Source organism: Streptomyces collinus (assembly GCF_031348265.1).
GTDB classification, from domain to species: Bacteria; Actinomycetota; Actinomycetes; order Streptomycetales; family Streptomycetaceae; genus Streptomyces; species Streptomyces collinus.
Map to the genome: position 1 here is coordinate 1,468,304 of NZ_CP133771.1, position 14,947 is coordinate 1,483,250.

Here is a 14,947-nt window from a genome sequence, read left to right on the forward strand (position 1 = left end):
GGGTCGATCACTTCTCGGATGGTGCCAGTCGGGAGCGGCGGAAGCCGTACACGAAGTAGAACACGAGCCCGGCGGCCATCCAGACACCGAAGACGACCCAGGTCACGGTCGACAGGCTGCCCATCATCCAGATGCAGAAGGCGAAGCCCAGCGCGGGCATGACCGGCGAGAGCGGCACCCGGAAGGTGCGGGGCATGTCCGGCTTGGTCCGGCGCAGCACGACGACGGCCACGTTGACGAGGGCGAAGGCGAACAGGGTGCCGATGCTGGTGGCGTCGGCGAGCTGCCCGAGCGGGATCGCGGCGGCCAGGACACCGCAGAACAGCGACACGATCAGGGTGTTGGCGCGCGGGGCACCGGTCTTCGGGTGGACCTTGGCGAAGACCTTGGGCACGAGACCGTCGCGGGACATGGCGAACAGGATGCGGGTCTGGCCGTACAGCACGGTCAGGACGACGCTCGCGATGGCGATGACGGCGCAGAAGGCGAGCAGCGTGCCCCAGAAGGTCTGCCCGGTGACCTCGCGCATGATCTGGGCGAGGGCGGCCTCGGAGTCGGTGAAGTTCTCCCACGGCTTGGCGCCTACGGCGACGGCGGCGACGAGGACGTACAGCGCGGTGACGACGACCAGCGACAGCATGATCGCGCGCGGCAGGTCGCGCTGGGCGTTCTTCGCCTCCTCACCGGCGGTGGAGGCGGCGTCGAAGCCGATGTAGGAGAAGAACAGGGTGGCGCCGGCGGCGCTGACGCCCGCCATGCCGAGCGGCATGAAGTTCTCGTAGTTGCCGGAGCGGAAGCCCTGGACGCCGATGGCGCAGAACATCACCAGCGCGGCGATCTTCACGACGACCATGACGGTGTTGGCCCGGGCGGACTCGCGGGCGCCGCCCAGCAGGAACGCCATCGCGAGCAGCACGACGATCAGCGCCGGCAGGTTGAACACGCCGCCGTCGCCGGGCGGGGCGGACAGGGCGGCCGGGATGGTGACGCCGATGGTGCCGTCGAGCAGTTCGTTGAGGTATTCGCCCCAGCCGACGGCGACGGCGGCCACCGACACGCCGTACTCCAGGACCAGGCACCAGCCGCATATCCAGGCGACCAGCTCACCCATCGTTGCGTACGCATACGAGTACGAGGAGCCGGAGACCGGGATGGAGCCGGCCAGCTCGGCGTAGGACAGGGCCGAGAACAGGGCGGTGAGGCCGGCGATGACGAAGGAGAGCGTGACGGCCGGGCCCGCCTTGGGGACGGCCTCGCCGAGGACGACGAAGATGCCGGTGCCGAGAGTGGCACCGATGCTGATCATGGTGAGCTGCCACAGCCCGAGGGTGCGGCGCAGCGAGCCTCCCTCGCCCTGGCCACCCTCCGCGACCAGCCGTTCCACCGGCTTGCGGCGCATGAGGCGCGCACCGATGCCGGGGGGCGTGGGGTCGGCTGTCTGGCCTGGGTTCTGCGGGGGTGCGCCTTGGTCGAGCACGCGCTGGCTCCTTTTCGCTGCCGGTCAGGGCGGCAGGGACCGCGGGCACCCTTGAGCAGGGACCCACCGAGCGGAGTCCCCGCCACGCCACGTACGAGGCGACAGCCTATGAGCAACGGCGTTGCTGGTGAAATGCAGCAACCTTGCGCGCAACCGTAAGATCATTGCGTTCCTCGCAGTCGGCCGGAGGTTCGTTGCGCAGCTGATTTCATCCGTTGCGCACGGCTTGCTCAGGGCAGCTCTTTCACGAGGAACATCAGGTTTTCGACACATTCGCGCGGGACGCCCTCGTGGTTCTCGAACGACCAGCGGCCGACGTACGGAGCGACGGCCCGGTAGCCGGGCCGGGCCACACCGCCCGCACCGTCACGTCGTCGCAGCCGCCCCAGCGCACCTCCGTATGACCGACGGGCCGTCGGCCGTGCCAGGCGACGAGAGAGGTACTCGAACCCCGTTCCTGGCGCTCGAAGCGGCGCGCGTGGAACGAGGTGGCCCCCGGGGAGCCGATGCACCGGTCGAGCACGTCGACATCGGCTGCCCTGCATACGGTGATCTCCATGGCGTACGACGGCAGGCCGTCCGCATGCGCGAAGCCCCCGATTTCCATCGGGGGCTCCAGGCAAGGGCGTTGGGCGCGTCAGCTCCAGCTGGCGTGCAGCGGCTTGCCCTCGGCGTAGCCGGCCGCGCTCTGGATGCCGACGATGGCCTTCTCGGCGAACTCCTCCAGGGAGCCCGCGCCGGCGTAGGTGCAGGAGGAGCGGACGCCCGCGATGATCGAGTCGATCAGGTCCTCGACACCCGGGCGGGCCGGGTCGAGGAACATGCGGGAGGTGGAGATCCCCTCCTCGAACAGCCCCTTGCGGGCGCGGTCGTACGCGGACTCCTCCGAGGTGCGGTTGCGCACGGCCCGGGCGGAGGCCATGCCGAAGGACTCCTTGTACGCCCGTCCCTGGGCGTCGTGCTGGAGGTCGCCCGGGGACTCGTAGGTGCCCGCGAACCACGAGCCGACCATCACGTTGGACGCGCCGGCCGCGAGGGCCATGGCGACGTCGCGCGGGTGGCGGACACCGCCGTCGGCCCACACGTGCTTGCCGTACTTCTTCGCCTCGGCGGCGCATTCCAGGACGGCGGAGAACTGCGGCCGGCCGACGCCGGTCATCATGCGCGTGGTGCACATGGCGCCGGGGCCGACACCGACCTTGACGATGTCCGCGCCGGCCTCGATCAGGTCGCGCACACCCGCGGCTGCGACCACGTTGCCCGCGACGATCGGCACCTGCGGGTCGAGGTCGCGCACCAGCTTCAGGGCGCTGATCATCGACTCCTGGTGGCCGTGCGCCGTGTCGATGACGAGCGCGTCGACCCCCGCGTCCAGCAGCTCCTGCGCCTTGCCCGCGACGTCGCCGTTGATGCCGACGGCGGCGGCGATGCGCAACCGGCCCTGTGCGTCGGTGGCCGGCTGGTAGAGCGTGGCGCGCAGGGCGCCCTTGCGGGTCAGGATGCCGGCGAGCGTGCCGTCCTGGTTGACCGCGGGGGCGTAACGGCGGTTGGCGTGGTCGAGGGTGTTGAAGGCCTCGCCCGGGTCCATGTCCGCGTCGATGAGCAGCAGGTCCCGGGACATGACCTCGGCGAGCTGCGTGAAGCGGTCCACGCCGGACAGGTCGGCGTCGGTGACCACGCCGACCGGCTTGTGGTCCCCGTCGACGACGACGCCGGCGTTGTGCGCGCGCTTGGGCAGCAGGGCCAGCGCGTCCGCGACCGTCTGGTGCGGGGACAGGATGATCGGGGTGTCCAGCACCAGGTGCCGGCTCTTCACCCAGGAGACGACGTCGGTGACCACGTCGTTCGGGATGTCCTGGGGTATCACCACGAGGCCGCCGCGGCGGGCCACGGTCTCGGCCATGCGGCGGCCGGCGATGGCGGTCATGTTGGCGACGACGAGCGGGATGGTGGTGCCCGTGCCGTCCGGGGAGCTGAGGTCGACGGCCTGCCGCGAGCCCACCGAGGAGCGGCTGGGGACCATGAAGACGTCGTCGTACGTCAGGTCGTACCCGGGCTGGATGTCATTGAGGAAACGCACGTGCTGCACATCCCAGTCGATCAGAGGTGACCCCCGGACCGGCCGGCCAGGGGGAAAGAGCACGTACTTCATTCTCCCATGACGGACGCCCGAACCGCCCCCAGCGGATCATCCAGGCTGGCCAGGGGGGCTCTCGGAGGATTCTCCAAGGCCTAGGGTCACGAACAGCCCAGGGCCCCGGTCCGTCGCCTCGGCGAAGATCTCCTCAGCGACCTGCCACTCCTCGGGCCGCGTCTCCGCGTACCTCCGCCAGCCCTGGACGACGACCAGCAGGCCCCGCTCGCCGGCCCCCTCGGGCCAGAGGGCGGGGTCGGCCATGGAGTCGGCGAGGGCGTCCCAGTTGCGGCCGAACCAGTCGGGCAGGGCCAGGTCACGGGCGCAGCGGTCCATGAAGGCCGCCTTGTCCGTGACCCCGCCCAGGTCCAGGACGACCACGATCCGGCCCGCCGGGTCGTCCGGCACCGCGCGCGACTCCCCCGCCACCTGTCAGACCCCGTCCGGGTCGGACCGGTTGAGCGCGGACTTCGGCGCCGGGCCGGCCGTCATCAGGTAGTCCGCGGCCGACGTGTCCGTCACGAGACTGGTGACGAGCCCGGACCGCAGCACGGCGTCGATCGCCGGTCCCTTGCGCTGCCCGCCCGCGATCGCGACGACCTCGGGGATCCGGCGGAGCTGGTCGGCCTTCACCGTGATGCACCGCTCGCCCAGGTCCCGGCCGACCCGGCGGCCCTCGGCGTCGAAGAGGTGGGCCGACATCTCGGCGGCGACCCCGAGGGACGCGTAGTGCGCCCGCTCCTCGTCGCTGAGCATGTCGTGCACCGTGGAGATGCCCGGCTCCCAGGACCCGATGGAGACACAGGCGACCGTGACCTTGTCGAAGTGCTCGAAGGCCCGGGCGATGCCCGTCTGGTTGCGCAGCGCCGCGGCCGTGGCCGCGTCGGGCAGCAGCATGGGCGCGTAGATGGGGTGGGCGTCCCCGCCGGCCACCTGGGCGGCGCGGCGCACGGCCTCGACCGAGCCGCGTTCGGCGGTCCCGGCGTCGTACACGCCCGTCAGCTGCACCACCGTGCACGGCGGCAGCCGGTCGAGCGCCGCCGCCATGTGGATGGTGGAGCGGCCCCAGGCCAGGCCCAGCACATCCCCTTCGTCGACCAGTTCGCCGAGCAGGTCGGCGGCCACCTCTCCCAGGTTCTCGGGGTCGGGCGTCTCCTCGGCCTCGGCCGGAGACTCGACCACGACGGCGTGCCTGAGGCCGTAGCGGGCGCGGAGCGCGTCCGAGCGCTCGGCGTCCAGCTCCGCAGGCACACGGATCTCGATGCGTACGAGGTCCCGTTCGAGGGCGGTCTCCAGGACCCGGGCCACCTTGAAGCGGCTGACGCCGAACTCCTCCGCGATCTGGATCTTGGACTTGCCCTCAAGGTAGAAGCGGCGGGCCATGGCCGCCGCCTGCACCAGCTCAGCGGGTCCCATCCGCATGGCTGACCGGCCCGCCGACATACCCGACACGGCGATCTCCTCACTGCTGTTCACACTCTGGATTCGCCGTTCATCCTTGCAGATCCGGCGCGGTTGATCAGCCCTGATGAGAGCCGTTCACTTTGCTGTGGCTCAGTGGTCGCAGGCCCAGGAGGCCTTCGCCGTCGTCGCCTCCGCCTGGGTGCGTAGTGCACGTACCGCTTCTGCCGGGTCGTTTGCCCCGTAGACCGCCGATCCGGCCACGAAGACGTCGGCTCCGGCGTCCGCGCACCGCTCGATGGTGGAAGCGGAAACTCCGCCGTCGACCTGGAGCCAGAGCTCCAGTCCGTGCTTGCTGATCAACTCGCGGGTGCGGCGAATCTTCGGAAGCATGATGTCGAGAAAGGCCTGTCCCCCGAAGCCCGGTTCGACCGTCATGATCAGCAGCATGTCGAGCTCGGGGAGCAGGTCCTCGTACGGCTCGATGGGGGTCGCGGGCTTCAGCGCCATGGAGGCGCGGGCGCCCTTGGCCCGGATCTCACGGGCGAGCCGGACGGGAGCAGCGGCGGCCTCGACGTGGAAGGTGACGGAACCGGCCCCCGCTTCCACGTACTGGGGCGCCCAGCGATCGGGGGCCTCGATCATCAGGTGGCAGTCCAGCGGGGTGTCCGTCGCACGGGCGAGCGACTCTACGACCGGCACGCCGAGCGTGAGGTTCGGGACGAAATGGTTGTCCATGACGTCGACGTGGAGCCAGTCGGCTCCTTCCACGGCCTTCGCCTCGTCCGCGAGGCGGGCGAAGTCTGCGGACAGGATGCTGGGGTTGATCTGCGCGGCCATGTCCTAAGACTGCCATGCCCTCCGGGGGTTGTGGGCACCGGTCCCGGGTGGGAACGGTGGTACGTCGGCCGCGGGCCGTGGCGGGTCGCTCGCGCCCACGCGGCGGAGCCGCACATGTCACAGCCCAGCGCCCCTGGCGGGGCGCTGCCACAGAGGGGGTTGGCATGACCGGGCAGCAGGGCGTCGCGCATCTCGTCTGCGGGCGGCGGGCCAAGTGGCTGGTGCTGGTCTTCTGGGTGGTCGTGCTGTTCATCGCCGCGCCGTTCGCCATGAAGCTGACCGATGCCCAGGACAACGACGCCGCGTCCTGGCTGCCGGGGTCCGCGGAGTCCACGCAGGTGCTGGAGATCTCCGAGGACTTCCGGCCGGAGCAGATCCCGGCGGTGGTGATCTACGCGCGGGACAGCGGCCTGACGGCGCAGGACCGTGCGGAGATCGCCGAGGACGTCTCGCAGCTCAAGCAGCTGCGTGACCACGGCATCATCGGTGAGCAGACCCGGGGGCCGGTGTTCGACCGGCAGCCCGATCCGCGGGCGGCGCAGGTCTTCGTGCCGATCATGATGGACGAGGAGGGCTGGGAGCGGATCTCACCGGCCGTGGAGTCCATCCGGGACGACGTCGGTACCGGCGGGGACGGGCTGAGCGTGCACATCACCGGCCCGGGCGGCACCTCGGCTGACTTCGCGGAGGCCTTCGAGGGCATCGACTCGACGCTGCTGTTCGCGGCGATGACCGTCGTCATCGTCATGCTGCTCATCACCTACCGCAGCCTGACCCTGCTGCTGGTCCCCCTGATCGCGGTCGTCTGTGCGCTGTTCACCTCCCAGGCGCTGATCTACGTGCTGGCCGAACACGCGGGCCTGACGGTCAACGGCCAGAGCGCCGGCATCCTCACGGTGCTCGTCTTCGGCGCCGGGACGGACTACGCCCTGCTGCTGGTCGCCCGCTACCGGGAGGAGTTGCGCCGGCACGAGGACCGGCACGAGGCGATGGCCCTGGCCCTGCACCGCGCCGGGCCGGCCGTGCTCGCCTCGGGTGCGACGGTCGTCCTGAGCATGCTGGTGCTGCTGACCGCCGAGATGAACTCGACCAGCGGCCTGGGCCCGGTCGCCGCGATCGGTGTCGCCGTCGCCCTGCTCGCGATGATGAGCCTGTTCCCGGCGCTGCTGGTGATCTTCGGCCGGTGGATCTTCTGGCCGGTGATCCCGCACCTGGGTTCCCCCGAACCGACCGAGCGCGGCGTCTGGGCGCGCACGGGCCGCCGTATCGCCCGCCGCCCGCGCATGACCTGGGCCGTCACGGCGCTCGCCCTGGCGGTCTGCTCCCTCGGCCTGATCCAGCTGCGCGCGGAGGGCATCGGCAACGCGGACGCCTTCACCGGGAAGCCGGACTCGATCACCGGCCAGGAGGTGTCGGCGCGCTACTTCCCGGCGGGCAGCGGTGATCCGCTGGTCATCGTCAGCAACCAGGCGCAGGCCGTGCAGGTGGGCCGCGCGGTCGCCGGGACTCAGGGCGTGGTCCCCCAGTCCCTCGGTCTGCCGCCCGGCACGAAACCGGCCTTCGAGGGCAAGGTCCTCTTCGAGGCCACCATGACCGCCCCGGCGGACAGCGAGGCCGCCAAGCAGACGGTGGAGCGGGTGCGGGACGCCGTGCACGCGGTACCGGACGCCGACGCCAAGGTGGGCGGCGGTACGGCGGCCCTGCTCGACATGGACAAGGCGACCACGCACGACAACGTGCTGATCATCCCGCTGGTGCTGGTGGTCGTCCTGCTGATCCTCTGCGTCCTGCTACGGGCCCTGATCGCCCCGCTGCTGCTGATCGGCACGGTGATCCTGTCGTTCACGGCCGCACTCGGCATCAGCGCGCTCGCGTTCCGGTACGTCTTCGACTACGCGGGCGAGGCGACCGACTTCCCGCTGTTCGTCTTCGTGTTCCTGGTCGCCCTGGGCATCGACTACAACATCTTCCTGACCACCCGCATCCGCGAGGAGGCGGCCCGCCAGGGCACCAGAGCGGGCGTGGTCACCGGCCTGGCCGCCACCGGCGCGGTCATCACCTCGGCGGGCCTGGTCCTGGCCGGCACGTTCGCCGCCCTCGGCACCCTCCCGATGGTGGCCTTCGCCGAGATCGGCTTCGCGGTCGCCCTCGGCGTCCTCATCGACACCTTCATCGTGCGCTCGGTGCTGGTGACGTCCCTGTTCATGGACGTCGGCCCGAAGGTGTGGTGGCCGCACCGGCTGGCCCGGGAGGACGGCGGTGCGGCCCGGGAGAGCGCCGGTGTAGGTTCTCGAATCCGCTGACCAATCGCACCTCGCCTACCTGCACTGATCAGTCGCGTCTCAGCAGTGGCCATGAGTAGTTCGTCTCACGATCTTGGCCACTGAGCAACCTTCTTCAGTGGTTAGGCCGCGGACGCCGTCTCGATGCTGTCCACGATCTGCGGCGGTAGGACGGTCCGGGCGGGACCGCTGTCGGGGGATGCCAGGTAGTTGAGGAGTTTGGTCGGCTGTTCCGGTCGGCCGAGGGGGACCGGTTCAACACGGCGTCACGCTCTGGCCCATTGTCGGCCAGGGTGTGGCATCAGGTTGAGCGGGCCGAACTCATCCACGCAGAAGATGATTTCCGGCTCTCCCTCTTCGTGCATGATCTCGCCGTCGGCGATCGCGTAGAGATGCTCGACCCGCGCCTTCTTCGCCGCGTATTCCGGGTCGCGGGAGGTCTTCCAGGTCTTCAGGCGTTGGCAGGAGACGCCTTCCTCGCGGAGCAGGATGCGCAGGCCCTCGTGGCTGATGTCGTCGACCACCCCCTCAGCAACCAGGAAGTCGGCCAGCTTGGCCAGGCTCCAGGTCGAGAACGGCAGGTGGTGCTCGGCAGGCCTGGACTTGGCGATCTTCTTGATCTCGCGGCGTTCGGGCAGCGTGAACGTCTTCGGCCGGCCGCCCTTGCACTTCGGGTAGAGCGAGTCGAAGCCGTCGGCGTTGAAGTTGTGGATCACGTCGCGAACCCTGTCGTCACTGGCGAACGTGACCTCGGCGATCTTCGCCACTGGCATGCCCTGCGCGGACAGCAGGACCATCTGAGCCCGCCGCCAGGTCACCACCGACCGGGTGCCCCTGCGGATGATCCGCAGAAGCCGTCTGCCTTCGTCGTCCTCGATCTCACGGACACGTACTCGCTCAGCCACCCGCACAGCTTCCCTGCCGCGCGCCGCCGGCGAGTGTCATTCCGTCGGCGTGCCGATCCGAAGCCGATTGCCGTCAGGGTCGCGCAGCTCAATCTCACGCGCCCACTTAGCGTCCTTCGCCTGCACACCGAACTCGGAGGCGAGGGCCTCGACATCACCGAAGCGGAGGTAGACCAACGTGTCGGGGCGGGCGTCGCCCGTGTGCTCCGACAAGAACAACCGCACCCCGCCCCGGGCGACCTCGACGAACGCGGGAAGTCCCGGTTCGAAGCGGTGTTCCCACTGCTTGGCGAAGCCCAGTCGCTCGTACCACGCGACAGCCGCCGCAGCGTCCTCGACGCGAAGAATAGGAATGACTTCCTCGTCCATGGCGCCATCGTCGCAGACCGCCCAGGGTGAACGTTGCCTGATGCGGCACTAGTTGGCACCAGGCAATGTTCATGACCTGGCGTCACTGAGGGGCACGCTCGCCCGGCGTACCGCCAGGAGCGCGACGCGGATGTCCGACGCCGCCCGTGGATCGGACAGCGAGCGGGCCGTGAGTTCCTCGACGCGGCGCAGCCGGTAGCGGACGGTGTTGGGGTGGACGAACAGGCTCCGCGCCGCGTCTGTGGCGGAGCCGGCGGCGGCGTACCAGTGCTCCAGTGTCTGAAGGAGACGGGCACGCTCCGCGGCCGGGAGGTCGAGCAGGGGCTGGAAGACCACCCCCACCAGGTGCGCCGCCTCGGCAGGCGCCGCGGCGACGACCATCGCCAGCGGGTCGTCGTCGAACCGCGCGACGCCGGGGCCGGTGCCCTGGAGGCCGGCCAGAGCCAGACGGGCGAAGCGCAGAGCCTGAGGGGTGTCTCGCAGCGAGTGGAAGCACGGGCTGATGCCTACGCGGGCGCCTGCCCGGCGCAGGATGCGCAGACACGTGCTCTCCGCGGTCGCCGTGGGCACGGCGGCCAGGCCGATCTGCTGGTCGGGCAGCAGCCGCCAGGCGAAATGGACCTGGGCCTGACGCAGTGCCGCTTCCGCCCCGGCCAGCGGCTCCTCGCCGGGAGCGTCGGCAGCCGCAGCGGCGACGACGTACGGACCGCGGTCCGGCAGGCCCAGCTCGCGGGCGGCCTCCCACAGCGTGCGGTCGGCGATGACACCGGTGAACAGCGCCTCCACCAGTGCCGAGCGGCGCGCCTGACGCCGCGAGGTCAGCTCGGCGGTCGTCTCCCGGTAGGCCGCCGCCACGGCCTCCGCGTAGCGGCCGAACAAAGCCCAGATCTCCGCGGACTGGGACACCAGTTGGGCGTCATCGACCTCGGGATGGGTCCGCGCCTCGGCGAGGATCTCCGTCCACACGAGCTCGAAGCCGATCCGGTACGCGTGCAGGGTGTCCGCCAGCGGCACGCCCTGCTCCGCGCGGACGCGGCCGGTCTCCCGCGCCGGGCTCGGGTCCTGTGCGTCCGCGCGGCCGAGCTGGTTCAGGAGCAGATCCGCGTTGGCGGTGCACGAGCGGCGCAGCGAGTCGAACGGAATCAGCGACTCGTCCTTGTAGGCATCGACGTCCGAGCGGATGCGCTGCGCCATCCGCTCGCCCAGTTCCGGCAGCCTCGCCTGAAGCGCCGAGACCACCCCTGAGAGGTTCATACCCGCAGCGTAACGCCCCTGCTTTGTCCTCGGGAACAATGCGGGAGGGCAGACGCTGGCATGCCGCACATAGGCCGTCGCCACGGACATCTGCACGATGTCGTCAACGTGAACAGCGGATTTCGACGGCGACTTTCGTGGAGGCGGTCATGGCCAATCTGGCTCAGTTCCTGGTGGAGACGGCACGGCGGCAGCCGGAACGCCCCGCGCTGCGACTTGGGGGCCAGGTCACCAGCTACGCGGAGCTCGACGAGCGCAGTGCCCGCGCCGCCGCGCTACTGCGGGCCGAGGGCGTACGAGCTGGAGACCGGGTCGCTCTGATGCTGCCCAACGTTCCCGAGTTCGTCGTCCTGTACTACGGCGTGCTGCGCGCCGGAGCGGTTGTCGTGCCGATGAACCCGTTGCTGAAGGCCCGGGAGACCGAGTACCACCTGCGCGACTCGGGCGCGGGGATGCTCTTCGAGTGGCACCAGGCGCCGGGCGAGGGCGCGCAGGGCGCGGCCGCCGCCGGAGTGCGGCACATGGCCGTCGAGCCCGCCGCCTTCGCGGAGCTGCTGGCCGGTCGCGAGCCGCTGCCGGAGGTGAGCGAGCCGGACGGCGAGGACGTGGCCGTGCTGCTGTACACCTCCGGCACCACCGGCCGCCCCAAGGGCGCCACGCTCACCCACACCGGACTGCGGCACAACACCGAGGTCAACGCCGTCCATGTGCAGCGGGTGACGGCGGACGACGTGGTCGTGGGCTGTCTGCCGCTGTTCCACATCTTCGGCCAGATCTGCACGATGAGCGTGACCGTCCGCGCCGGCGCCTCGCTCACCCTGATCCCCCGCTTCGACCCGCAGACCGTGCTGGAGGCCATCGCCCGCGACCGGGCGACCATCTTCGAGGGCGTACCGACCATGTATGCCGCACTGCTCCAGCACCCGTCCGAGGCCGACGTGTCCACGCTGCGGATGTGCGTCTCCGGCGGGGCTTCGCTGCCCGTGGAGATCCTTCACGGCTTCGAGCGGCGCTTCGGGTGCATGGTGCTGGAGGGCTTCGGCATGTCCGAGACCAGTCCGGTCGTCACCTTCAACCACCCCGACCGGCCGCGCAAGGCCGGGTCCATCGGCACCCCGATCAAGGACGTGGAGGTGCGGCTCCTCGACGACAAGGGCCAGGACGTGGCGCCCGGCGAGATCGGCGAACTGGCCGTCCGTGGGCCGAACGTGATGAAGGGTTACTGGAAGCGCCCTGAGGAGACGGCGGCCACCATCCCGGACGGATGGCTGCGCAGCGGCGACCTCGCACGCCAGGACGAGGACGGCTACCTGTACATCGTCGACCGCAAGAAGGACATGATCATCCGCGGCGGCTACAACGTCTACCCGCGCGAGATCGAGGAGGTGCTGCACGAGCACCCGGCCGTCGCGCTGGCCGCGGTGGTGGGCGTGGCCGACGCGCATCTGGGCGAGGAGATCGCGGCCGCTGTGGTGCTGCGCCCGAAGGCCGAGGCCACGCCCGCCGAGCTCCAGCAGTTCGTCAAGGAGCGCGTGGCGGCGTACAAGTACCCGCGCCAGGTGTGGCTCGTGGACACGCTGCCGACCGGCCCCAGCGGCAAGATCCTCAAAAGGGAGATCAGCGCGCCGACGTACCCGCAGGGCTCTGTCACGTTGACCGACCGGGTGGGATGATCTTCTGGGGCCGTCGGCCCAATCTTGCGCTGGCCGTAGGCCGGCTCGCTCACTCTCCCTCGCCACGAGCGCCCTCGGGAGGCCGGTCGCGGCTCTCGGCGTCCGCGACCGGCCTGCTGGCGCGCCCCGTGGGGTTTCCCGCTAGCTGGTCTTCCACTTCTGGTTGTCGCCGCCCCAGCAGGACCAGAGCTGGACCTTGGAGGTGGCCAGGTCCTTGTCCAGGCACAGACCGGACTGCACCGAGCGGATCGTGCCGTCGGAGTAAAACATCCACTTCTGGTTGTTCTGCCCGCTGCAGTCGTAGGTGCCGACCTCGGTGGCGTTGCTCGTGCCTTCACGGTAGGCGTCCAGGCACTTCGTGCCGCCGTAGACGGTGAGCTGTCCGGAGGGCGTCAGGGTCCACTGCTGGTTGGCGCCGCCCGAGCACTGGTCGTAGACCTGGACCTGGACGTTGTCGTGGCTGACATAGGGGACGTCGAGGCAGCCGTTGCCGTCGGCGTTGCGCAGGATGCTCGTGTGTGAGCCGGGGTCGGCACCCCAGGCACGCTTGACGGCGTCGATCCCGCTGATGTTGCGGATGCCCAGCGTCAGGTTGGCACCGCGGCCCTCAAGGTCGAAGAGCGAGTAGTAGTCGTGGTCGGGGTACTCCTGGTACTTGCCGCCGATGGCCGGCCAGTAGACCGCGCCCATGCCGAGTTCGCGGACGGTGTCGGTGTCGGCGCGCAGGTACCCCACGAAGTTGTCGGTGCTGTTGGCGTCGTTGTAGTCCTTGCCGGCGTCTGCCCCTGCGCCGCCCATCGGTGCGCCGAATTCGTCCAGGATGGTGCGCTTGGCGCAGGTGCCGACCTTGCTCTTGAAGTCGGTGACCCACTCGCGGTAGGTCCTCGCCGGCTTACTGAAGGCGTAGTGGTGGAGCGAGAGGTAGGTCCCGTCGAGGCGGGAGTCGGCGCACACGCTCGTGACGCAGTCGTTGTAGCCGGGTCCGCTCACGAGGATCCGGTTCCTGGGGACCGACGGGTGGTCGGCGATCCACTTGGCGGCGATGTCCGCCCACTCGGTGGCACTGTGTCCATGGGGCTCGCTGAACGGCTCGAAGCAGACCAGCCCGTTGGACGCGTACCTGTCCGCCACGGCGTTCCACATCGACTTGAACACGTCCGCATCGACGACCTTGCCGTTCCAGCCGGGCCCGTCCGGTTTCCCGTCGTTGTTCCTGTCCTCGCCGTCCCCTTCCCAGTAGGAGAGGATGACCTTGAAGCCCTTGGCTGTCGCGGCATCGATGGCTCCGGCGTATCTGTCTCGTGTCCCTTCTGTGCTTGCGGCTCTGTACATACGGCTCTGTACCGGCCGCCGATCGAGGTGGCGCGGGCGGGCGCCGAGGACGACAGCCGGCTTCGTTCGAGCCATGGCAGATGTCGGCTCAAGGTGAGTCCGCTGGAGTCGGCTTCGCCCAGCCAGCACGGCATCGCCTGCCGAGCGGCCCGTCTCATGGACTTGTTCGCACGGCGCCACGCGCGCCGCCGCTGCCTCTCGGCGTAGTCGTCCACCACTCGCGGATGGGTGGATCGGTGCTGATACCTGACTTCGTCTTGTAGGCCGCGCAGATGTCCGCGAACGCCTTCTTCGGCACGGCGTCGGATGCCTTGGAGCCGAGAGTGACGGTCTTCGGGTCACTCGCCGTACCGCTGCCTCCGCAGACGCTCAGCAGCAGGACGCCGGCGGTCGGGGCCGGGAGAGGAAGGACTGGAGGAGGAAAGTTGCATGACGACTCCTGGGTACAGAGCAGCGGGCCCTTGGGGTGCAGCCCACGGGAGCACAAGTTCACTCAGAAGCAAACGAGACCAAACGGCGCGCCCATGAGATCCGTTCGGCCTACCGAACGTCAAGAGTCGTGCGCCACTTTTTCTGACCCTTACGAAAACCAATGACCTCGCGAAATCGCTTACCCCGGGGCGGTCGTTGATGGATTTCCGCAGGCTGGGAGTGATGGGCACGCTCCCATGTGCGAATGCGCCTGCTGGCGCTCGGAGTCACAGGGCCATCGCGCGACAGGGCCGCACGCAGCTCCGAGAGTTTGGAAGAGGCTTCCTCTAACCCCTTGCAGAAGCTCTCTGGAACTCCTGAGTTTCCGGGGCACAGCACCGTTGGAGCACCGGGAACCCGGCCCACGGGCAACTGCCGCAGCGTGCACCCGACCTCGATGCCGTGCACCGGTCGCGCTGGAACGTCGCCGATCCACAGAAGAAGACGCGGGCAGTGAATGGGCACGCTCCGAGCGGATCCGGGCGGCGTCCATACCCCCGCTTCGGCGGGAAATCCCCCTCCGCCTGCAGAAATGCGCAAGTCGATACGGGCTCAACCGGCTCGGAACGCATGACGTACTCGCCTGGTCGTGCGACTGAGAATGCCTGTAGAAAATCTACATAAAACCGAACCTGCCGGGCTCCGCCACCGCCCGGCGCGGTCTTCGTTTCGCCGCCCTGCAAGGTTCGGCCGCTCCAGACGGCCACAGAGGGGCAGGAGGTACCGCGGGACGGCAAGGACTCGTGAGGGAGCCGCAAGCGGGCCGATAAGTGGCGCACGGACGTCAAGGGAGTTATCGTCGGACAGTA

General features: G+C 69.6%; 10 protein-coding genes and 2 pseudogenes. 2 read left to right on the plus strand and 10 right to left on the minus strand.

Features of this window, described 5'->3' with window-relative positions:
- Positions 1-7: 7 nt before the first annotated feature.
- The 5 genes from RFN52_RS06540 to rpe form a co-directional block, all read right to left on the minus strand.
- Positions 8-1,477, minus strand: coding sequence for an amino acid permease (locus RFN52_RS06540; RefSeq protein WP_184843600.1), 1,470 nt, complete (start codon positions 1,475-1,477; stop codon positions 8-10).
- A 637-nt stretch (positions 1,478-2,114) separates the two neighbouring features.
- Positions 2,115-3,557, minus strand: a complete 1,443-nt coding sequence (locus tag RFN52_RS06545; protein ID WP_184843603.1) for a GuaB1 family IMP dehydrogenase-related protein — start codon at positions 3,555-3,557, stop codon at positions 2,115-2,117.
- A 108-nt stretch (positions 3,558-3,665) separates the two neighbouring features.
- The gene (locus RFN52_RS06550; protein WP_184843607.1) at positions 3,666-4,019 is read right to left on the minus strand and encodes a barstar family protein; all 354 of its coding nucleotides are present in this window, start codon (positions 4,017-4,019) and stop codon (positions 3,666-3,668) included.
- A 24-nt stretch (positions 4,020-4,043) separates the two neighbouring features.
- Positions 4,044-5,087, minus strand: a complete 1,044-nt coding sequence (locus tag RFN52_RS06555) for a sugar-binding transcriptional regulator (RefSeq protein ID WP_184843610.1) — start codon at positions 5,085-5,087, stop codon at positions 4,044-4,046.
- Positions 5,088-5,165: 78 nt separating this feature from the next.
- Positions 5,166-5,852, minus strand: a complete 687-nt coding sequence (gene rpe / locus RFN52_RS06560; protein ID WP_184561535.1) for a ribulose-phosphate 3-epimerase — start codon at positions 5,850-5,852, stop codon at positions 5,166-5,168.
- Positions 5,853-6,016: 164 nt separating this feature from the next.
- Here rpe and RFN52_RS06565 point away from each other — a divergent pair, with 164 nt between their 5' ends.
- Positions 6,017-8,155, plus strand: coding sequence for an MMPL family transporter (locus tag RFN52_RS06565; RefSeq protein ID WP_184843613.1), 2,139 nt, complete (start codon positions 6,017-6,019; stop codon positions 8,153-8,155).
- Between the two features lie 254 nt (positions 8,156-8,409).
- On the opposite strand, the pseudogene RFN52_RS06570 reads toward RFN52_RS06565, so the two are convergent.
- The 3 genes and pseudogenes from RFN52_RS06570 to RFN52_RS06580 form a co-directional block, all read right to left on the minus strand.
- Positions 8,410-9,039, minus strand: a pseudogene (locus RFN52_RS06570) (helix-turn-helix domain-containing protein); the annotation flags it as partial.
- A 36-nt stretch (positions 9,040-9,075) separates the two neighbouring features.
- Positions 9,076-9,408 carry a glyoxalase superfamily protein gene (locus tag RFN52_RS06575; protein WP_184843616.1) on the minus strand — a complete coding sequence of 111 codons (333 nt, stop codon included), beginning with the start codon at positions 9,406-9,408 and terminating at the stop codon, positions 9,076-9,078.
- A gap of 69 nt (positions 9,409-9,477) precedes the next feature.
- Positions 9,478-10,647 carry a PucR family transcriptional regulator gene (locus tag RFN52_RS06580; protein WP_184853813.1) on the minus strand — a complete coding sequence of 390 codons (1,170 nt, stop codon included), beginning with the start codon at positions 10,645-10,647 and terminating at the stop codon, positions 9,478-9,480.
- A gap of 164 nt (positions 10,648-10,811) precedes the next feature.
- On the opposite strand from RFN52_RS06580, the gene RFN52_RS06585 reads away from it, so the two are divergent.
- Positions 10,812-12,335, plus strand: a complete 1,524-nt coding sequence (locus RFN52_RS06585; RefSeq protein ID WP_184843619.1) for a long-chain-fatty-acid--CoA ligase — start codon at positions 10,812-10,814, stop codon at positions 12,333-12,335.
- Between the two features lie 141 nt (positions 12,336-12,476).
- Here the strand turns inward: RFN52_RS06585 and RFN52_RS06590 are convergent, their stop codons facing one another.
- Both RFN52_RS06590 and RFN52_RS06595 read right to left on the minus strand, forming a co-directional pair.
- Positions 12,477-13,667: a ricin-type beta-trefoil lectin domain protein gene (locus RFN52_RS06590; RefSeq protein WP_311240907.1), complete on the minus strand. Its 1,191-nt coding sequence runs from the start codon at positions 13,665-13,667 to the stop codon at positions 12,477-12,479.
- 232 nt (positions 13,668-13,899) lie between these two features.
- Positions 13,900-14,046 (minus strand): annotated as a pseudogene (locus RFN52_RS06595) (carbohydrate ABC transporter substrate-binding protein); the annotation flags it as partial.
- Between the last annotated feature and the right edge of the window lie 901 nt (positions 14,047-14,947).

Bases quoted from the DNA above. Each gene is read 5' to 3' on its own strand.
- rpe (WP_184561535.1), bottom strand. From the start codon at position 5,852: ATGGCCGCGCAGATCAACCCCAGCATCCTGTCCGCAGACTTCGCCCGC.
- RFN52_RS06565 (WP_184843613.1), top strand. From the start codon at position 6,017: ATGACCGGGCAGCAGGGCGTCGCGCATCTCGTCTGCGGGCGGCGGGCC.
- RFN52_RS06575 (WP_184843616.1), bottom strand. From the start codon at position 9,408: ATGGACGAGGAAGTCATTCCTATTCTTCGCGTCGAGGACGCTGCGGCG.
- RFN52_RS06585 (WP_184843619.1), top strand. From the start codon at position 10,812: ATGGCCAATCTGGCTCAGTTCCTGGTGGAGACGGCACGGCGGCAGCCG.
- RFN52_RS06590 (WP_311240907.1), bottom strand. From the start codon at position 13,667: ATGTACAGAGCCGCAAGCACAGAAGGGACACGAGACAGATACGCCGGA.